General features: G+C 59.4%; 21 protein-coding genes. 9 read left to right on the top strand and 12 right to left on the bottom strand.

Features of this window, described 5'->3' with window-relative positions:
- Positions 1-13: 13 nt before the first annotated feature.
- The 8 genes from ybgF to ybgC all read right to left on the bottom strand — a co-directional run bounded on the left by ybgF (position 14) and on the right by ybgC (position 6820).
- Positions 14-1009, bottom strand: a complete 996-nt coding sequence (gene ybgF / locus FHT78_RS22805) for a tol-pal system protein YbgF (protein ID WP_183748844.1) — start codon at positions 1007-1009, stop codon at positions 14-16.
- Positions 1010-1171: 162 nt separating this feature from the next.
- Complete coding sequence (gene pal, locus FHT78_RS22800) at positions 1172-1702, bottom strand: peptidoglycan-associated lipoprotein Pal (protein WP_183748843.1); 531 nt, start codon at positions 1700-1702, stop codon at positions 1172-1174.
- Between the two features lie 157 nt (positions 1703-1859).
- On the bottom strand, positions 1860-3170 hold the full coding sequence (gene tolB, locus FHT78_RS22795) for a Tol-Pal system beta propeller repeat protein TolB (protein WP_183748842.1): 1311 nt from the start codon (positions 3168-3170) through the stop codon (positions 1860-1862).
- 20 nt (positions 3171-3190) lie between these two features.
- On the bottom strand, positions 3191-3628 hold the full coding sequence (locus tag FHT78_RS22790) for a hypothetical protein (RefSeq protein WP_183748841.1): 438 nt from the start codon (positions 3626-3628) through the stop codon (positions 3191-3193).
- Positions 3629-4768, bottom strand: a complete 1140-nt coding sequence (locus FHT78_RS22785) for a hypothetical protein (RefSeq protein ID WP_027692924.1) — start codon at positions 4766-4768, stop codon at positions 3629-3631.
- A gap of 8 nt (positions 4769-4776) precedes the next feature.
- Positions 4777-5232, bottom strand: a complete 456-nt coding sequence (gene tolR / locus FHT78_RS22780; protein ID WP_007827059.1) for a protein TolR — start codon at positions 5230-5232, stop codon at positions 4777-4779.
- Positions 5233-5246: 14 nt separating this feature from the next.
- Positions 5247-5966, bottom strand: coding sequence for a protein TolQ (tolQ, locus tag FHT78_RS22775; protein WP_183748840.1), 720 nt, complete (start codon positions 5964-5966; stop codon positions 5247-5249).
- A gap of 404 nt (positions 5967-6370) precedes the next feature.
- Entirely contained in the window at positions 6371-6820 is a 450-nt protein-coding gene (gene ybgC, locus FHT78_RS22770) for a tol-pal system-associated acyl-CoA thioesterase (RefSeq protein WP_183748871.1), read from the bottom strand.
- A gap of 118 nt (positions 6821-6938) precedes the next feature.
- Here ybgC and FHT78_RS22765 point away from each other — a divergent pair, with 118 nt between their 5' ends.
- From FHT78_RS22765 to FHT78_RS22750, 4 genes are all read left to right on the top strand, one after another.
- A complete protein-coding gene (locus tag FHT78_RS22765) occupies positions 6939-8159 on the top strand; it encodes an NAD-dependent epimerase/dehydratase family protein (RefSeq protein ID WP_183748839.1) in 1221 nt (406 codons plus the stop codon).
- 67 nt (positions 8160-8226) lie between these two features.
- Positions 8227-9051 (top strand): glycosyltransferase, encoded by an 825-nt coding sequence (locus FHT78_RS22760; RefSeq protein ID WP_183748838.1) that lies wholly within the window; start codon positions 8227-8229, stop codon positions 9049-9051.
- Complete coding sequence (locus FHT78_RS22755) at positions 9048-9962, top strand: NAD(P)-dependent oxidoreductase (RefSeq protein ID WP_183748837.1); 915 nt, start codon at positions 9048-9050, stop codon at positions 9960-9962. The genes FHT78_RS22760 and FHT78_RS22755 overlap by 4 nt, the downstream gene beginning before the upstream one ends.
- A gap of 39 nt (positions 9963-10001) precedes the next feature.
- Entirely contained in the window at positions 10002-10790 is a 789-nt protein-coding gene (locus FHT78_RS22750) for a hypothetical protein (protein WP_183748836.1), read from the top strand.
- On the opposite strand, the gene FHT78_RS22745 is transcribed toward FHT78_RS22750, so the two are convergent.
- Positions 10787-11854: an FUSC family protein gene (locus FHT78_RS22745; protein ID WP_183748835.1), complete on the bottom strand. Its 1068-nt coding sequence runs from the start codon at positions 11852-11854 to the stop codon at positions 10787-10789. The genes FHT78_RS22750 and FHT78_RS22745 overlap by 4 nt on opposite strands.
- Here FHT78_RS22745 and FHT78_RS22740 point away from each other — a divergent pair.
- The 4 genes from FHT78_RS22740 (at position 11838) to FHT78_RS22725 (ending at position 14797) form a co-directional block, all read left to right on the top strand.
- Positions 11838-12374, top strand: a complete 537-nt coding sequence (locus FHT78_RS22740) for a MarR family transcriptional regulator (RefSeq protein WP_246715399.1) — start codon at positions 11838-11840, stop codon at positions 12372-12374. The genes FHT78_RS22745 and FHT78_RS22740 overlap by 17 nt on opposite strands.
- Positions 12375-12441: 67 nt before the next feature.
- On the top strand, positions 12442-13029 hold the full coding sequence (locus tag FHT78_RS22735; protein WP_183748834.1) for a 5-formyltetrahydrofolate cyclo-ligase: 588 nt from the start codon (positions 12442-12444) through the stop codon (positions 13027-13029).
- A 3-nt stretch (positions 13030-13032) separates the two neighbouring features.
- Positions 13033-13857, top strand: coding sequence for a TIGR00282 family metallophosphoesterase (locus FHT78_RS22730; RefSeq protein WP_007827096.1), 825 nt, complete (start codon positions 13033-13035; stop codon positions 13855-13857).
- Between the two features lie 94 nt (positions 13858-13951).
- Positions 13952-14797: an MBL fold metallo-hydrolase gene (locus FHT78_RS22725; protein WP_183748833.1), complete on the top strand. Its 846-nt coding sequence runs from the start codon at positions 13952-13954 to the stop codon at positions 14795-14797.
- A 31-nt stretch (positions 14798-14828) separates the two neighbouring features.
- On the opposite strand, the gene FHT78_RS22720 is transcribed toward FHT78_RS22725, so the two are convergent.
- The gene (locus tag FHT78_RS22720) at positions 14829-15332 is read right to left on the bottom strand and encodes a pyridoxamine 5'-phosphate oxidase family protein (protein ID WP_183748832.1); all 504 of its coding nucleotides are present in this window, start codon (positions 15330-15332) and stop codon (positions 14829-14831) included.
- 173 nt (positions 15333-15505) lie between these two features.
- Between FHT78_RS22720 and FHT78_RS22715 the strand changes: the two genes are divergently transcribed.
- Positions 15506-16252: a YebC/PmpR family DNA-binding transcriptional regulator gene (locus tag FHT78_RS22715; RefSeq protein ID WP_183748831.1), complete on the top strand. Its 747-nt coding sequence runs from the start codon at positions 15506-15508 to the stop codon at positions 16250-16252.
- Positions 16253-16324: 72 nt separating this feature from the next.
- Here FHT78_RS22715 and FHT78_RS22710 read toward each other — a convergent pair whose 3' ends face one another.
- Together FHT78_RS22710 and FHT78_RS22705 are read right to left on the bottom strand one after the other, a co-directional pair.
- On the bottom strand, positions 16325-17326 hold the full coding sequence (locus tag FHT78_RS22710; RefSeq protein ID WP_183748830.1) for an LLM class flavin-dependent oxidoreductase: 1002 nt from the start codon (positions 17324-17326) through the stop codon (positions 16325-16327).
- A 100-nt stretch (positions 17327-17426) separates the two neighbouring features.
- Positions 17427-17921 carry an N-acetyltransferase gene (locus FHT78_RS22705; protein WP_183748829.1) on the bottom strand — a complete coding sequence of 165 codons (495 nt, stop codon included), beginning with the start codon at positions 17919-17921 and terminating at the stop codon, positions 17427-17429.
- Between the last annotated feature and the right edge of the window lie 6 nt (positions 17922-17927).

Genomic DNA, 17927 nt, shown 5'->3' with positions numbered 1-17927 from the left:
CAAGCCGGAGACCTCAGCAGGCGAGACGCTTCTGTTCGCTCGCAACTTTATTTATGACCGCACGGGAGGCCTTCGGATAGCGCTTGCTGACTTCGCGCAAGGTCGCGCAGGCGGTGTCGGTATTATCGAGTGCGGCAAGCGACATGCCGAGCTTCAGCAGCATCTCGGGTGCCTTTTCGGACGTACCATATTTCTGATGGGCGTTCAGGAAGGTCTTGGCTGATTCGTTGAACTTGCCCTGCGAATAAAGCGCTTCCCCAAGCCAGAAATTGGCATCCGCTACACGCGAGCTGTTGGGATAACGGGAGATGTACTGCGTGAATTCCTGCTCCGCCGTGGCGTAGTCACCGGAAAGCACATGGCCATACGCTGCCCTGTACTGATCGGATTCACTACCGAGTGAGGCCGTCTGTTGCGGTGCTGTCGCATTCGGCAGCGGCGCAGAACCAACCGTGGCATTCTTGTTCATCGTATTGCCAACGGGATTGCCGTTCTGGTCAAAATCGATGGAGCCGAGCTCGCGCGGCGGCTGACCGAGACCTTCATTGGCCGGCACATCGGTGGAGGGAGCCGTTTCGGCTCCCTGTGGGGCTTGAATAACCTTGGCGATATCGTCGCCACCACCGGATGCCGGCGGAGCGACGTCGGCTTCGCTCTTCTTCACCGGCGCCTTGGCACCGCCACCGCTGGCACCGCCGCCCGTCTTTTCAAGCTGCTGGAAGCGGAATTCATTGTCTTCCTGCTGCTTGCGGATCGTCTCCTGCATCTGGAGAAGCTGATAGCTCATTTCCTCGATACGGCCGTTCAACTGCCGCATCTGGTCTTCCATCTGCTGGATGCGGACTTCCGCTCCGCTGCTCTGCACGTTGACAACCGGCGCTGCCGGCTGGGCCTGTTGCACGGATTGGCCGCCGATGTGCAAGCCGAAGAACGAAGCGGAATAAGCCGCTCGCTCGCTCCCGGTCACGGCCGCAAGGCACAGCATGCCTGCCACGACTAGTTTCTTCATTTTTGTATCGTCCTGTCCCAGTGATTCTTCGCGCCCCGATGGCACGAACAGGAGATTTTTCCAATTGCTGTCAAAAAGCAACGGAGTCTGGCCAAAGTGTGGTCAAAAAGAAAGGCGGCCCGCAAGCGAGCCGCCCTGTCAAATTCCGGCTTTCGCCGAAAATTACATGCCTGCGCCGCCGAGAACGGTGACCGCACGGCGGTTCTGCGACCAGCATGAGATATCGTCGCAGACGGCGACCGGACGTTCCTTGCCGTAGGAGATCGTCTTCATACGCTGGGCCGGAACGCCGCGCGAAGCCAGATAATCCTTGGTGGCCGCAGCGCGGCGGGCGCCGAGAGCAAGGTTGTATTCGCGGGTGCCGCGTTCGTCGGCATGGCCTTCGACAGTGATCTGGTAGTTCGGGTAACGACCGAGCCACTGAGCCTGACGGTCGAGTGTCTGGGCAGCGTCGGCGCGGATCGATGTGGAGTCGGTATCGAAGAAGATGCGATCGCCGACATTGACCGTGAAGTCCTGGGCAGAACCCGGCGTTGCAGCACCGGCGCCGAGGCCGAGATCACCGGCACTGTTCGGCACGTTCTTTTTGTTGGCGCAGCTCGCAAGAGCGAGGCCGGCGACAAGCGCGATCATGACGGGGTTGCGGGCGAAATTCTGCAGACGGCTCATTGCCGGGGTGTGAATTCGGCTCATGGCCGGGTCTCCTTGCGACTTCAATCAGGGTTTCCGGACAGTAACCGCACTCGGTTAACCGGCCCTCAAAGATCATGGTTAACGATTTACTGATTTGTCCCTGCTTTGCCCATTTTCAGGACTTTGCGGCGACATGAAGGCGAATTTCGGCCCTCCACTACTCAAGCAGCGGCGACCAGGCGGGGTCCGAGCCATAGGCCGGCGTCTTGATAGCCTGCTCGTTATAACCCGTCAGATCGATCGAATAGAGCTGGGGACCGCCGGCACCGGCCGCCTGACGGAAGAACATGATGACGCGGCCATTCGGCGCCCATGTCGGGCCTTCGTTGTGGAAACCGGTCGTCAGGATACGCTCTCCCGAGCCATCCGGCTTCATGACCCCGATCGAGAACTTACCGCCAGACTGCTTGGTGAAGGCGATCAGATCGCCGCGCGGCGACCACACCGGCGTAGAGTAGCGGCCATCGCCGAAGGAAATGCGGGTCTGGCCCGAACCATCGGCATTCATGACATAGATCTGCGACTGTCCGCCGCGGTCGCTTTCAAAGGCAACGCGGTTGCCGTCAGGCGAATAGGAGGGCGAGGTATCGATTGCCGCGGTCGAGGTCAGGCGGGTCGTCGTGCGCGAACGCAAGTCCATCGTGTAAATGTTCGAGTTGCCTTCCTGCTGCAGGCTCATGATGACCTTCTGGCCGTCAGGAGAAAAGCGCGGCGAAAAGGTCATGCCCGGGAAGTTACCGACGACTTCGCGCTGTCCGGTCTCCAGCTGCAGCAGATAGACGCGCGGCTGCTGGTTGGCGAAGGACATGTAGGTCACTTCCTGCCGGTTCGGCGAGAAGCGCGGCGTCAGAACGAGATCGCTGCCGTCAGTCAGCATGCGCACGTTGAAACCGTCCTGATCCATGATCGCCAGCTGGCGCTTGCGCTGCTGCTTGGTGCCGGATTCGGACACGAAGACGACGCGGGTGTCGAAATAGCCCTCTTCGCCGGTGATCTGCTTATAAATTGCATCAGCGATGATATGCGCGACACGGCGCCAGTTCTCCGGCTGCGTGTAGAACTGCTGGCCCGTCATCTGCTGACCGGCGAACGTGTCCCACAGACGGAACTCGGCGCGAAGACGGCCATCCGCCTCCTGGGTGACGCGGCCGGTGACTAGTGCCTGAGCGTTGATGACCTTCCAATCCTCGAAGCGCGGCGAGGCGTCCGGATTGGAAATCTTCTCGATGAAGGCTGTCTTGTTGATCGGCGCAAACAGTCCAGACCGCTGCAGGTCGGCCGCGATGACCTGTGAAACCTGCGCACCCATATTGCCCTGCAGGAAGTCCGTCACCGCGATCGGCAGCGGCTGGACGTTACCCTTATTGATGTTGATCTCAACAAGTGCGTTGGCCGGCGTCGCGAAGGCAGCGGCGGTCATCAGACCGGCAGCGACCATGATGGCGCGGAAGAAGGAACACTTTGTCATACCAAACAGCCTTTCAGCATTTATGGGTTCAGGTCGCTGGCATCGAAGTTAAAGATAACTTCCTTCCAGCCATCGTATTTATCTTTTGGGAGCATCGTGAAAGGAGCCGCGCGGACGATCGCACGAAACGCAGCGTCCCTAATGGTTTTACGCGTGGCCTCGCTACCACCGCTGGCGTCAGCCTCGGGGGGTCCCAAAATATTGCCGTCTTTGCCGAGCTTCACACGAAATTGCAGTTTGACGCTGCCGGCATCCTTGAGGTTACCGGGGAGTATGAAACGGACAGCGACCGAGCGTTTCATTGCGTCCATGGTCGCTCGGCTTATCATCGGCACCTTCGTACCGCTTTCTTTGCGGACGACAGTCTCAGCACGCGCATTAGGAGAAAGCGTGCAAGCAATCGCCAATATCGCCATGGTCCCGAAAGACTTCGCAAAATGGAATCGCCGGTGCAGCATCTAGATTCCCAGATCGCTCGGATCAAAGTTGACGACGACCTCGTTCCAGGCGTCGTATTTGTCTTTCGGCAGACTTGAGAAAGGCGCTGATTTCATGATGGCGCGATAGGCACCGCCGGCCAGAGCTCGGCGGGTGGAATCATTGTCGCCACCCGTAGCTTCGACTTCCGGCTCGCCAATGATATTGCCGTCCTGATCAAGCTTCATATGAACCTTGATGCGCACGTCAGCCATGCCCTCCATGCCGGGAATGACCGACCAGTTGCCGGCGATCGCGCTTTTCAGCGCATCCATTTCACTGAGCGACAGTTTCGAGGCGCCATTCGTGGCCTTCTTCGCGCCCAGCGATGCTTCCTGCGTCGAACGCTTGGTGCCGCCGGCAGACGGATCCGTCTTGTTCAACAGTGCGGAAATCTCATCCGCGTTGAAGTCGCTCTTCATCGACGAAGCGGATTTCGCCACTTCCTGCTTTTTGTCAGCCTTCTTCTTGTCCGTCGGCACTTCCGCAGCCTTCGGCTGATCCGGGGTCTTCTCCGGTGGTTTTTCGGCCGGTTTCTGCTCCGGCGGCTTTACCTGCGGCTTGACGACCGGGGTCGGCACCTTGTCCGGCAGTGCTTCCGCATCCGGCTTCGGCGGCTCCTCAGGCTTGGCCTGCTCTTCCGGCGGCTTTTCCTCAGGCTTCGGCGGCGGCGTTATTTCTGCCGGCTTGGTCTGGGGAATGGAAGCGACTTGCTTCGGCTGCTCGACCTCGGTCTCTTCCTTGTTGACTTCCTTAACGTCGTTCGGCTTCGGGTCGATCTGCGGCTGGGGCTTGTCGCTCGAATTGGCGGCGGCCGCGTCGCTGTTGCTCGGCTTGGCGTTCGGAACCGGCGGCGTCTTCAGATCGACCTTATTGTCACCGGCGTTTTCCGACGGCTCCGGGATTGGCGGCCGCGTCGTGGGCACAGGCGCAGAGGTCTCCTTCATTGGAGCCTTCTTATCGCCCTGCTGCATCTGCGTGATGGATTCCACCGGCACGAGATCGACCGGCATTGCCTCGAAATCCTCCACCTTGAAAGATTCCGGAGCGCCCAGCGACACCAGCGCCCAGGTAAGCACCAGCCCGTGCAGAACCGCAGATGTGACGACGCTGGTCTTCATCTTGAGCGTTACTGGTCCTTCTTCTGCTGCGTCACGAGGCCGATATTCTTGAAGCCCGCGCCCTGGATACGGGCCATGACGTCAGCAATCACGCCGTAAGGCGCAGTCGCATCGCCGCGCACGAAGATGCGCTCGTTGTAACCGGTGGTGGCGATCGCCTCGAGCTTTGCAGCAATTTCCTCAGCCGGGATCGGCGTTTCCTGCAGATAGACTTCGCCACTGTTCTTGACCGAGATCGTGATCGGTTGCGTCTCGGAATTCAGCGCCTTGGCCTGCGTTTCCGGCAGATCGATCGGAACACCGACCGTCATCATCGGGGCCGCCACCATGAAGATGATAAGCAGCACGAGCATGACGTCGACGAGCGGCGTCACGTTGATTTCGGAGATAACCCCCTTGTTGCGGCCACCGCGGCGGCGGCGTCCGCCGCCCCCTCCGCTATTGCCGCCTACAGCCATACCCATGATCGTCTACTCCGTTACTGCGCAGCCTGGCGCGGCTGCAGCTTCTCGTCGATCTGGCGCGAAAGGATGGCGGAGAATTCGTCCGCAAAACCTTCCATGCGAGCTGAGAGCTTGCCCGCGTCGGCGGAGAACTTGTTGTAGGCGATAACCGCCGGAATAGCGGCGACGAGGCCGATAGCGGTCGCGAGAAGCGCTTCTGCGATACCCGGTGCGACAACCGCGAGGTTGGTAGACTTCGAACCGGCGATTGCCTGGAACGAGGTCATGATACCGACGACCGTACCGAAGAGACCGATGAACGGACCGGCCGAACCGATCGTCGCAAGCGACCCAAGGCGGGCCGAGAGATATTCGGATTCACGGGCGAGTGTGACGTCCATGGCGCGGTCGATACGCATCTGCAGACCGATCGGCGAACGCGCACCGCGCTCGAAGGATTTCTTCCACTCGCGCATCGCCGCGACGAAGATCGCCGCAAGGCCGGTATTGTTGCGCTCGGAAAGCGTCCGGTAAAGTTCTTCCAGCGACTGGCCCGACCAGAAGACCTGCTCGAACTTGTCGAACTGGCGACGGGCGCGTCCGTAGGCTAGATATTTGTCGATGACGATAGCCCAGGTCCACACCGAAGCGGCGATAAGGCCGAGCATGACCAGCTTGACGACGATGCCGGCCTGCATGAAAAGCGACCAGAGACTAACGTCGGTCGTGGCTGCTGCCAATCCTACTTGTTCCATAGATCCAAAATCCCCGAATCCAAACGCCCGGCGCTTGACCGGGCGGCACGAAGTGATCACGCAAGAATGTCTGGCGGCCGCCGCCCAAAGCCCTGGTCAAGCTTCCAAGCTCTTCTTCCGCCTTCTTGCCGTCAAATTTGGTCAAAGGAAGGCGTGCGTCGCACAAACTCCGACTCCGCGAGTAAGACACTATTATGGTTAATAGATCGTTAGTGCCAGACTATGACAGCGGGAACGTCGCGGGAGATTTTGTTCCTGGATTAACTTGACCGGAGAATCGCCCGGTTGCTGAACACAGCGCTCATCTTGCAGCGCGGCAATTCCTTCACATAAAATTCAAGTTTTTTCAAGTCCTCGATTCCGTCACTTTGACGCAGAAAGCGCAGGCTTTAGCCTGGTTATTTTCAGCTTTCAGGAATGAGCATTTGCCTTGCCAGCGCCTCCGGCAACCGGCGCGGCCTGCCCTTGGCGTTGATCACGGCGATGATTACTTTGGCGGCGATCAGCAAAGTATCGTCGCGGCGGATTTCCTGGTTGAGCACCATCTTTGCGCCGCCGGCCTTTTCGGTGTGTGTGATCACGGTCAAAATGTCGTCCATGCGTGCCGGGCTTTTAAAGTCGATCTCCATGCGATGAACGACGAAAACGAGTCCCTCCTCGTCCGCATTGACGAGCTCTCGCTGCTCGACACCGAGGCAGCGCAGATAGTCGGTGCGACCACGTTCGAGGAAATGCAGATAGCGTGCATGATAGACCAGACCGGAGAAATCCGTATCTTCATAATAGACCCGCTGCACGAGTCGGTGGCCTATCTCGGTGAGTTCGCCGGAAATAGAAAAACCGTGTTCCGCCATAATTTTCTCCAAACTTTCCGCCCTCTTTGGCGCAACACGTCTCGACAAGCAAGCATTGAACAATTGTCATATTTCCTAACTATCCCCGTTAGGACGCAACCGATGAGGAGCCAGTGGCATGAAGATTGCGGTGATGGGCGGAGACGGTTTCATCGGTTGGCCAACCTCGCTGCATCTCTCCGATGCCGGGCATGACATCCACATCCTCGACAATCTCTCCCGCCGCTGGATCGATACCGAGCTCGGCGTCCAGTCGCTGACGCCGATGGACTCCATTCAGGAGCGCACTCGTATCTGGCATGCCGAAACCGGCCGCCGCATCCATTTCAATCTGATCGACCTCGCCCGCGACTACGAGCTCCTGAAGAAGTGGCTCGCGGAAAACCGGCCGGATGCGATCATCCATTTCGCCGAGCAGCGCGCCGCGCCTTATTCGATGAAGAGCGACCGGCACAAGAATTACACTGTCAACAACAACGTCAGCGCCACGCATAATCTCTTGAATGCATTGGTCGAGCTGCAGCTCGATGCGCATCTCGTCCACCTGGGCACCATGGGCGTCTATGGCTATTCGACAGTCGGCGCAGCCATTCCAGAAGGTTATCTTCCCGTCAGCATCGAAACGATGGATGGCGAAACGGCTTCCCAGGAAATTCTCTATCCGTCCAATCCCGGCTCGATCTACCACATGACGAAGTGCCTGGATCAGCTGCTTTTCCAGTTCTATGCCAAGAATGATGGTCTCAGGATCACGGATCTGCATCAAGGCATCGTCTGGGGCACGCATACTGAACAGACGCGCCGCCATCCGCAGCTCATCAATCGCTTCGATTATGACGGCGATTACGGCACGGTGCTGAACCGGTTCCTCATTCAGGCCGCCATCGGCTATCCGCTGACCGTCCACGGCACCGGCGGGCAGACGCGCGCCTTCATCCACATCCAGGATTCCGTTCGCTGCATCGAACTGGCGCTCCAGAATCCCCCCGCCCGCGGCTCACGCGTCGAGATCTTCAACCAGATGACGGAAACCCACCGCGTGCGCGATCTTGCGGAGATGATCGCCAAGATGGCCGGTTCCGAAGTCGTCTGGCTGCCCAATCCGCGCAAGGAAGCTGCCGAAAACGATCTGGTCGTCAGGAACGACAAGTTCCTCGGCCTTGGCCTCAACCCGATCACGCTGCAGGCTGGCCTGCTCGACGAAATTGTCGAAGTCGCCAAGAAATTCGCTTACCGTGTCGACCGCTCCCGCGTCCCTGCCGTCTCCGCCTGGACGAAGGATATCGCCGCGACGATAAATCACGACCCGGAAGGCAAGCGGCTGAAGTCCGTATCATGAGAAGTGCTTTCTTCTCGAGGGAACGGCCTTGCCGGAGCGAGGCCGTTCAGGAAAGTGCACCGCATCCATGACTCCTGCCCCGCACTTCGCCTACGTCACTCTCGTCACCAACGCTGATTACGCCATGGGCGCGACGGCACTGGTCAACTCGCTGCGCCGCACTGGTACGGACGCCGCCATTGTCATCCTGCATACCGGCGGTGTTGACGCGGCCACCCTCGCCCCACTGGACGCTCTCGGCTGCCGGCTGATCGAAGTCGGTCATCTGCCTTTGTCTGATGCTTTCAATGAGCGGCATGGGCGCGGCAATCTCCATTCCGCAGCACCTTTCACCAAGGGCCGCAAACCGGCCTTTCACTCGCCGCTCGACAATTTCTGCAAACTCCGCCTCTGGCAGCTTGTCGAATATGAGCGCTGCGTCTTCATCGATGCCGATGCGATCGTCTTGAAGAACGTCGACAAGCTCTTCGCCTATCCGGAATTCTCCGCGGCGCCGAATGTCTATGAAAGCCTTGCAGACTTCCGCCGCATGAACTCCGGCGTCTTCGTCGCCCGCCCCTCGCACGAGGCCTTCCGGAAGATGCTCGCGGTTCTGGATCAGCCCGACATCTTCTGGCGGCGCACGGATCAGACCTTCCTCGAGACGTTCTTCCCCGATTGGCACGGCCTGCCGGTCTATTTCAACATGCTGCAATATGTGTGGTTCACCATGCCGGCTCTGTGGGATTGGGAGAGCATTTCTATCCTGCACTATCAATATGAAAAGCCTTGGGAAAAAAATCATCCCAAGGCCGCGAGGCTACAACCTTTGATCGATTTGTGGCATTGTTTCCATACTGGCGGCCATGTGCCGGAGATTGCATCTCTGGCCAATCCGGATGAGGTGGCATGAAAGTACTGGTATCAGGCGGAACGGGCCTCGTCGGACACTATATCGTCGAAGAGCTGCTTTCTGCCGGATATCAGGTGATTATCGGCGGACGGCGTGCGCCGCTCCCCCGATCCTTCTCTCGTCCGGTCGATTTCGTCCCGCTTTCGCTCGATCCGGACAAGGACGATATCGGCGCCTTCGACGACGCCTATTTCTTCGTGCACGCCGCCTTCAATCACATCGAAGGAAAATATCGCGGCGGCGAAGGCGATGACCCGAAGGCATTTCACCGCCTGAACCTCGACGGCACCGTAAAACTCTTCGAGGAAGCAAAGCGCGCGGGTACCCGCCGCTGCATCTTCATCTCCAGCCGCGCCGCCTATGGCGAGCATGCACCTGGCACCGAGCTTTTCGAAACCATGCCCGCCACGCCGGAAACCCTTTACGGACAGGTCAAGCTCGATGCGGAACGCACGCTCGCCCATCTTTCCGGACCAGGCTTTGCCGGAGCAAGCTTACGGGCAACAGGCGTTTACGGTGACCGTTCTCCAAACAAATGGGATCGACTGATCGATGACTATCTGAGCGGCCAGCCCATTTCCTCACATGCGGGAACCGAAGTACATGGTCGCGATCTCGGCCGCGCCGTGCGCCTGATGCTGGAAACAGAAAGCGCCCGAATCTCAGGCGAGATCTTCAACGTTTCGGATATCGTCGTCGATACGAAGGATATCCTCTCGCCGATGCGGCATCACGCCGACTGTCCCTTCCCGCTGCCCGAAGCAGCGGACAAGGCAGAGCTTTGCGCTATGAACACAGGCAAGATTCGCGCGCTCGGCTGGAAGCCCGGCGGCATGCCCCTTTTTGAGCAGACGATGCGGCAATTGGCCGAGAAACAAACCGTTTCGCGGCCCAGTTCCACGCAAGTCTGATCTGGCAGAGTACGCCCCAAATGTAATCGGGGGTATATTATGCAGCTCGCAACCGTTTCGGCGACCACCCTTCTGCGCGGCACCCAACCGGCGCAATCCGGCGTATCGTCCACGAGAGATGAGCCCGACACGGGTGTATTGAAGATCCAGCGGCAGTCGCTGGCGCTGGAGCAGGTGCGCAATTCGCTGGCAAGCTCCGCTGACGATGCAAAGAGCCGCGCCCAGCGCAAGCTGGAAGAAGCCAAGCAGGAGCTTCAGGCGCTGAAGACGGCGGGCTTCCCGCCTGAAGTGATTGCGCGTCTCGCCGCCGAACTCGCGCGAAAGGTCGGCGCCGCGGCCTCCGAGTTCGCCTCGGCCGTTGCAACCGAGGGCTCCTCCGACGCAGGTGCTGCGACCAGCACTGCAGCCATATCGGCTTCCACCGCCACCACGGCCGATGCCACCGCCAATGCAACGGCCGACGTTGTCGCAAGCGATGCAACGGCTTCTACCGAGGCAAAGCAGGGCACCGAAACGACAACGGAAACGGTGGAAGGCGGCACGGACACTGCGGAAACAGATGGCGCGGCTCATGCCCGCAAAGCCTATCAGGAAATCGTCGAGGACGGTCCGAAGTCCTCGGCAATTTCCGCCGATGACCGCAAGACGATGGAGGAGTTCAAATCCGTCGTCCGCGAACTGAAGCAGATCCTCGAAAAGGCCATGCGCGATCTGCGTGAAAATAACCGTGACGCCGTCGAAGGTGCAATCGGAGCAGCACAATCAGCCATGACCGGGCTGTCGGCTGCCGTGCCGACGGCGACCATTCCTTCGAGCATCGTTGTCTAAGCGCGAGGCGCTGCCGTCTGTGGCAGAAAATGAATCGTTGCGTGGTTGACGAGCAGGACAAGGCAGGCGGCGAAGACAGTTGCAAATAGCCTATCCAGCAGTGCTGACGTTGGCAGGGCATGATCGGCGGTTCCCATCGCCATCATCATCAGCGGCGTCATCACGATCGAATAAGCGAGATAATTCCTGGCCCGAAGGAAGGGCCTGGTGCCGCCGAGCATGCCGATGACAAGCACATCGGCCCAACTTGGCAAGGTTAGAAGCGACAGCAATCCCGCACAGCAGACACCGAAGAGAACGCCGATCACTCTTTGCGTCGTCTTCAGCGGCAAACGCTCCGGCCGCCGCTCGATCAGCAGCACCAGCGCCAGCGCCGCCCAGTGAATGTCATGATCGGGAAAGAACAAGTGGGTGAGCGAAACTGCGCCCAGGCAGGAAACCAGCCGGACGGGATATTGCCAACCCGCCGGTTCCGCCAGGGAGCGCCGCAGCCGGTTGAATTTCTGTCTGGCGGTCGGCTTGCGGTCATCCTCAACCGGCTCTGCCAGATGATGGCGAATATGCGCGACGACCGCAGCCATCACCATATGGAGAGCGACAGCAAAAAGCGCGCCGCCGATGACAATCGCAAAAATGAGCAACGGATCTGCCGTGGTGGTAGAAACGATGCCGCCGACCATGACGAGATAAAAGACGAAGCGCATGGAGGCGGCGACAACAACGCGATCGAAGCCGCCGACGACGCCGGCAAGTCCCGCGATCAGCAACAGGCCGATCTGCCACGCACCGCCCAGCCGCCCAATTGCACAGGCAAGCCCGGTCGCAAGCATCAACACCAGCAATGCAGCCCCTGCGCTCGCAGCTTGCGTCCTCAGCCTGCCGTGCGCTACCGTCCCGCTCATCGCCATGCCACCGATCAGGCCAAGCCCCGTATGATGGCCTCTCGCTGCAAGCAGAGCCGGAACGGCCATGGCGAGCGCCGAAACGGTGATTTCGACCGCCGTCACTTCCTTCTCAGTCGACCAGCGAAAGGCTCCGGCAAAGTGATTGAGTGTCTTTTCCATCAACCGTCTCTCGATCCAGGGATTGGGCTCGATCAATACAATACGCACTGCGTACTATATGTCCACTAACAACGACGCCGCCGCGACACTCATCCTGCGTTCGGTCCTGCTGCTCGGCCGCCGCCTGCGCGGCGCACGGTCCGAAAGTCCGCACAGCCTGTCGACCATCGCGATCCTCGCCACTCTTCATCGCTTGGGTCCGATGCCCGCCTGGCGTCTTGCGCTCGAGGAGCGCCTGCAACCGCAATCGGTCACCCGCATCATCGCCGCTCTCGAGCGTGACGGACTGATCAGCCGGATGCGGAGCGAAGCCGATCGCCGCGAGATCGAACTGTCGATCACCCGTCATGGCCGCAACATACTGTCGGAGGATATGGGCGCTCGCCGCGCCTGGCTGGAAAAAGCGATGGACGAACGCCTGACTTCGCAAGAGCGCAAGGCGTTGATCGAGGCGTCGGAGCTTATGCTGAAGCTCGCCTATGCCCATCCCGAGGGCGAGGCGCAATCAGGCGAGGAATAGACCCTTTTCACCTGTCGCCTCCAGCCGCAAGCGGTTATGTTCGCTCGGCAACGATACTGGATTTGAGATGACGCCCAAGGAATTGAAGGCTCAATTGCGCGCCGAACGTCTGGCTGCCCGGGACGCCATCCCGACAGATCTTCGCACAGCCAAAAGCCTCGACATGGCAGCTCATGCCGGCGATGCGATTGCTTTTGCGCCCGGTACAACCATCTCCGGTTTTCTGCCGATCCGCTCGGAAGCAGACCTGCAGCCGTTGATGGCGCGGTGGCGCGGGCGCGGCGGCCGTCTTTGCGTGCCCGCAATCATCGACAAGCAAACCATCGTCTTTCGGGAACTCGTCCACGGTGCGGCACTGAGGAGCACCGGCTTCGGCACGGTCGGCCCAGGCGAAGATGCTGCCATCCTCGACCCCGAAATCATGCTCGTGCCGCTATCGGCCTTCGATTCCCGCGGCCACCGCATCGGCTACGGCGCCGGCCACTATGACCGGGCAATCGACCGTCTCAGACAAAAAGGCCTGTCACCGAAGCTGATCGGCATTGCATTTGACTGCCAGGAAGTGGCAGAGGTACCCGCTGAGCCGCATGACATAAGCCTGGATGCCATCCTGACGGAAAGCGGCCTGCGCCATTTTACCTCACGGATTGGATAGGGAATGCGACTGCTATTTCTGGGTGACATGGTCGGCAAGACGGGACGCACGGCGGTTTGGGACCGCCTGCCTGGCCTGGTTTCCGACCTGAAGCTCGATTTCGTCATCGTCAACGGCGAGAACGCCGCCGGCGGCTTCGGCATCACCGAAGACATCTTTCTGGAAACGATCAATGCCGGCGCCGATGTGGTGACAACAGGCAATCACGTCTGGGATCAGAAGGATGCCGTCGCCTTCGCGGGCCGCCATGACCAGTTTCTGCGTCCGGCAAACTATCCGCAGGGTACACCCGGGCGCGGCTCGGGTCTTTTCTATGCGCGCAACGGCGCGCGCGTACTCGTCGCCAACATCATGGGCCGCGTCTTCATGCATCCCGAGCTCGACGATCCTTTCAAGGCGGCCGAAACGATCCTTGCCGCCTGTCCGCTGAAGGAACAGGCCGACGCCATCATCTTCGATTTCCACGCGGAGGCGACGAGCGAAAAGCAGTGCTTCGGCCATTTCGTCGATGGCCGCGCCAGCTTCGTCGTCGGCACCCACACCCATGTCCCGACCGCCGATGCGCAGATCCTCAATGGCGGTACAGCCTATATGTCGGACGCCGGCATGTGTGGCGATTACGATTCCTCGCTCGGCATGGACAAGGAAGAACCGCTCAACCGCTTCATCTCCAAGATGCCGAAGGGCCGCATGGAAGCAGCAACCGGACCCGCCACCATCTGCGGCGTTGGCGTGGAAATTTCCGATGCGACGGGCTTGGCAGAGAAGATCGCCCCCCTGCGCCTCGGCCCGAGGCTTGCCGAGACGATCCCGGAATTCTGGCGCTAGCGCCTCGTAACACGCAATTGTGAGCATGCCGCGTCTGGACCGCTGCGGCAGCATGCCGCATCCTCCGGGCGTCGTGAAAGCGCCGGAGGGTGGCATGAGGCCGCACTGTTTTGTCCTCGCTATCGCATGTTTTGCGGTTTTCTCCGCTCCGAACCTTGCCACAGCCCAGGAAGATCGAAGACCGGTCAGCCAGTGCCAGGCCATCGCGCAAAATATTCCCAAGGCCTCTTTCGCGAGTTTCTCCGGCGCGGCGCCGGTAATTGCTGCGGTTTCCGAAGGTGAGGACGTCACGTTCACCTACCTCGGACATTCGACTTTCGAGATCGAGACGCCTGGCGGCATCGTCATCGCCACTGATTATAACGGGTGGTGCAGGCCGGCCGTCACACCCGATGTCGTCACCATGAACAAGGCCCACTCGACGCATTATACGCTGACCCCGGATCCAGACATCAAACACGTGCTGCATGGATGGAGCGACGTGCCTGGCGGAAAAGCCAAAATCAATCTCCTCGTCGGCGATGCCTATATCCGCAATGTGACGACGGACATCCGCTTCAGCTACGGGCTCGGCGGATCGCAACAGGACGGCAATTCCATTTTCATTTTCGAAATCGCCGACCTCTGCATCGGCCATCTCGGCCACCTCCATTATGAGCTGACCGACGCACATTATACGGAAATCGGCAGGCTGGATGTAGTCATGGTGCCGGTCGACGGCGGTCTGACCATGGGAGCCGACAGCATGAGCCGCGTCATCAAGCGGCTGCGGTCATCGCTGATCCTGCCGATGCATCGCCGCGGCCCGCCTGTCAACGCCTTCATCTCGATGTTCGGCAACGGCTTCGACGTCAATTATGCGCCCGACAATAGCCTGACCGTTTCGATGCGTACGCTACCGAAAAAGCCTCTGATCTATGTAATGAAGGACGTGCAGTAAGAAGGTCCGGGCTCGATCCCAAGCCTTTGTCTCACGCAAATTGCAAATGCCGTTTGATGCCGACGTCAGGCATCTTCTCCTCGTCGAAATTGGCCTTGGCAATTTCCCAGCCGAATTTCAGCTTGCTTCCGGTCGAGACCCAGATGTCGGCGTCGTCGACATGCATGGAAAGCATCGTCAGCTTCGGATCCTTCTTGCCGCCTTCATACCAGGCAGCCACGACAGAGTTCCAGAACTCCTCAATTTTTGCGGGATCAGGACGCACCTCGATAACCCCGGACAGGCAGGCATGATAGTCATGGTTCTTGCCGATGACGCAGAAATGCGCGCGGCTGCCGGGTTTGATCATCTGTACGAGTTCGGCATCCGTCTTGGTATAGAACCAGATCGTGTTGGTGGTCGGATCTACATTCGGAGCCATGGGCTGCATATGCATGTCGACGCCTGAAAGGCCGAGCATGCCGGCATGGATGTCGTTGATTTGATCCCAGAGTTGACGCGCCGGTTGTTCACGGGCTTCGCTGAAGCTTGCCATAGCCGTTCCTTTCCTGCTGGTGTTGTCGGTTGAAAACGTCATCTTTGCCGCTTTGTTCCGCCATTCGCCATGCCACCAGAGAAGGATTGAAAAGCTGCTTTTTCCTTGAATATCGCCCTTTCCGATCTTATAAGGCGGCCCATTCCGAACAATGAGACGTGAACAGGGGTGCCATGGCTGGCCATTCACAGTTTAAAAACATCATGCACCGCAAGGGCCGTCAGGATTCCGTGCGCTCGAAAATGTTCTCCAAGCTCGCGCGCGAAATCACCGTTGCCGCCAAGGCCGGCCTGCCCGACCCTTCGATGAACGCCCGCCTGCGCCTGGCGATCCAGAACGCCAAGGCCCAGTCGATGCCGAAGGACAACATCGATCGCGCCATCAAGAAGGCTTCCGGCGCCGACACCGAGAACTATGACGAAGTCCGCTACGAAGGCTACGGCCCGGGCGGCACGGCGATCATCGTCGAGGCCCTGACCGATAACCGCAACCGCACCGCCTCCAACGTCCGCTCGATCTTCACCAAAGCCGGCGGCGCACTCGGCGAAACCGGCTCGGTTTCCTTCTCCTTCGATCATGTCGGCGAAATCACCTACAAACTGTCCGCCGGCGATGCCGACAAAGTCATGGAAGCCGCGATCGAAGCCGGCGCCGATGATGTGGAGACCGACGAGGAAGGCCATTACATCACCACCGCCTTCGAGGCCCTAGGCGAAGTTGCCAAGGCGCTCGAAGCATCCCTCGGCGAAGCCGAGACTGTGAAAGCCGTCTGGCGCGCCCAGAACAACGTGCCGGTCGACGAAGAAAGAGCCCAGTCGCTGCTTAAGCTCATCGACTCGCTCGAAGACGATGACGACGTCCAGAACGTCTACTCGAACTTCGAAGTCTCGGAAGAAGTTCTGGCCAAGCTCTCGGCTTGAAGCCGTCCACGATATTGAATGGAAAACCCGGCCATTCCGCCGGGTTTTTTTGCTTGCTAGGATGCTTGCCGGCTAGGCCGCGGCCCGCATGAAATTGCCGAGTCCGGCAAAGAGCTCCACCGATTTCAACCGTGCCTCGATATCATGGATCGGCATGGAGATGATGACCTCATCGGCCTGCGTTTTCTTGAGGAATTCATTTAGCTGGGCCTCTGCCGTGGCTGGGGAGCCGACGACGGCGTAACGCAATGTGTGCTCCACATTCATCTTTTCCATCGGAGACCAGAAGGCGTCCATGTCTTTGACCGGCCGCGGGAAAGGACCACGCACATTGCGCCTGAGATTGACAAATTGCTGCTGTGCAGAGGTGAAGTGATACCGCGCTTCCTCGTCCGTTTCGGAAACAGCGCCCATGACGCCGACCATCACATAGGGCTTGTCCAGTTCCGAGGAAGGCTGGAACCGGTCGCGATAGATTGCGATCGCATCAAGCAGCATGTCAGGCGCAAAATGCGAAGCAAAGGCGAAGGGGAGACCGAGCATGGCCGCAAGCTGGGCGCTGTAGAGACTGGAGCCGAGCAGCCATATCGGAATGTTCGAATTGCTGCCGGGTACAGCGAGGATTGCCTGGTTTTCGATCGGTGCCCCCAGAAGCTGCTGTAGTTCCACTACATCATTGGGAAAACTGTTTGCACCCGCATCGAGGTTACGCCTGAGCGCCTGCGCCGTTCGCATGTCCGTTCCCGGCGCCCGGCCGAGACCGAGATCAACGCGGCCGGGAAATAGCGCTTCCAGGGTGCCGAACTGCTCAGCAATGACGAGCGGCGCATGGTTCGGCAGCATAACGCCACCCGAACCGATGCGGATGGTCTTCGTCACCGCCCCGATCTGGCCCAGAATGACCGAAGTCGCCGCGCTCGCGACGCCGGGCATGCCATGATGCTCCGCCATCCAAAAACGCGTATAGCCGAATTCCTCCGCCTTCTGTGCCATGCGCTTCGACGCCGCAAAGGATTGGCTGATGGTCGTGCCGTCTGCCACAGGGGAAAGATCGAGAATGGAAAAGGGAACCATGAAAACCTGCCGCGCAAGAATGGGAGTGCGGTCTATGTAGGTTCGCCGTGGCTCTATTCCAAATCGCGGCTTAAACAAAAGCTGTCGCAGAAAATAACCGTCATTTGTCGAAAACCGGGGAGAATTTCAACGCACCTGATGGTGGCGATCCTTTGAAGACGATCCGCTGCACATAACGCGTGTCGAGATCGCCATAGGTGAGCTTCCCATCGCTCTCGAAACCGACGCCGCGATAAACTGCGGGATTTCCGATCAGCGCGCAGCCGGTCGCATCACACCCTCTCAGCAGACCAAGCCCCTTCAGGATCAATGCTCGGCCGATTCCCTGCCTTTGCCGTTCCGGTTTCACCGAAATCGGCCCCAGCCCAAACCATCCATCCTCGATATCGCCGACCGTGATTGGCGAGAAGGCAACATGGCCGACAATCTCTTCGCCCTCTTCCGCGACAAGAGATATTGTCAGGTCACCCGACGCGCGAAGATCTCTGACGATCTGAGCTTCGGTATTGTTGCTGAAAGGCATTGATTCGAACGCCGTCCACGTCAGCGCGTGAATGGCGTCGGCATCATCGGGTCTTTCGAACCGGATCAGCAAGATGCG

Origin of the sequence: Rhizobium sp. BK196, from assembly GCF_014193255.1 — a bacterium.
Taxonomy (GTDB): domain Bacteria; phylum Pseudomonadota; class Alphaproteobacteria; order Rhizobiales; family Rhizobiaceae; genus Rhizobium.
Note: the sequence above shows the minus strand (reverse complement) of the source record. Positions and strands in the feature narration are given on the sequence as shown.

Bases quoted from the DNA above. Each gene is read 5' to 3' on its own strand.
- ybgF (WP_183748844.1), bottom strand. From the start codon at position 1,009: ATGAAGAAACTAGTCGTGGCAGGCATGCTGTGCCTTGCGGCCGTGACC.
- pal (WP_183748843.1), bottom strand. From the start codon at position 1,702: ATGAGCCGAATTCACACCCCGGCAATGAGCCGTCTGCAGAATTTCGCC.
- tolB (WP_183748842.1), bottom strand. From the start codon at position 3,170: ATGACAAAGTGTTCCTTCTTCCGCGCCATCATGGTCGCTGCCGGTCTG.
- FHT78_RS22790 (WP_183748841.1), bottom strand. From the start codon at position 3,628: ATGCTGCACCGGCGATTCCATTTTGCGAAGTCTTTCGGGACCATGGCG.
- FHT78_RS22785 (WP_027692924.1), bottom strand. From the start codon at position 4,768: ATGAAGACCAGCGTCGTCACATCTGCGGTTCTGCACGGGCTGGTGCTT.
- tolR (WP_007827059.1), bottom strand. From the start codon at position 5,232: ATGGGTATGGCTGTAGGCGGCAATAGCGGAGGGGGCGGCGGACGCCGC.
- tolQ (WP_183748840.1), bottom strand. From the start codon at position 5,966: ATGGAACAAGTAGGATTGGCAGCAGCCACGACCGACGTTAGTCTCTGG.
- ybgC (WP_183748871.1), bottom strand. From the start codon at position 6,820: ATGGCGGAACACGGTTTTTCTATTTCCGGCGAACTCACCGAGATAGGC.
- FHT78_RS22765 (WP_183748839.1), top strand. From the start codon at position 6,939: ATGAAGATTGCGGTGATGGGCGGAGACGGTTTCATCGGTTGGCCAACC.
- FHT78_RS22760 (WP_183748838.1), top strand. From the start codon at position 8,227: ATGACTCCTGCCCCGCACTTCGCCTACGTCACTCTCGTCACCAACGCT.
- FHT78_RS22755 (WP_183748837.1), top strand. From the start codon at position 9,048: ATGAAAGTACTGGTATCAGGCGGAACGGGCCTCGTCGGACACTATATC.
- FHT78_RS22750 (WP_183748836.1), top strand. From the start codon at position 10,002: ATGCAGCTCGCAACCGTTTCGGCGACCACCCTTCTGCGCGGCACCCAA.
- FHT78_RS22745 (WP_183748835.1), bottom strand. From the start codon at position 11,854: ATGGAAAAGACACTCAATCACTTTGCCGGAGCCTTTCGCTGGTCGACT.
- FHT78_RS22735 (WP_183748834.1), top strand. From the start codon at position 12,442: ATGACGCCCAAGGAATTGAAGGCTCAATTGCGCGCCGAACGTCTGGCT.
- FHT78_RS22730 (WP_007827096.1), top strand. From the start codon at position 13,033: ATGCGACTGCTATTTCTGGGTGACATGGTCGGCAAGACGGGACGCACG.
- FHT78_RS22725 (WP_183748833.1), top strand. From the start codon at position 13,952: ATGAGGCCGCACTGTTTTGTCCTCGCTATCGCATGTTTTGCGGTTTTC.
- FHT78_RS22720 (WP_183748832.1), bottom strand. From the start codon at position 15,332: ATGGCAAGCTTCAGCGAAGCCCGTGAACAACCGGCGCGTCAACTCTGG.
- FHT78_RS22715 (WP_183748831.1), top strand. From the start codon at position 15,506: ATGGCTGGCCATTCACAGTTTAAAAACATCATGCACCGCAAGGGCCGT.
- FHT78_RS22710 (WP_183748830.1), bottom strand. From the start codon at position 17,326: ATGGTTCCCTTTTCCATTCTCGATCTTTCCCCTGTGGCAGACGGCACG.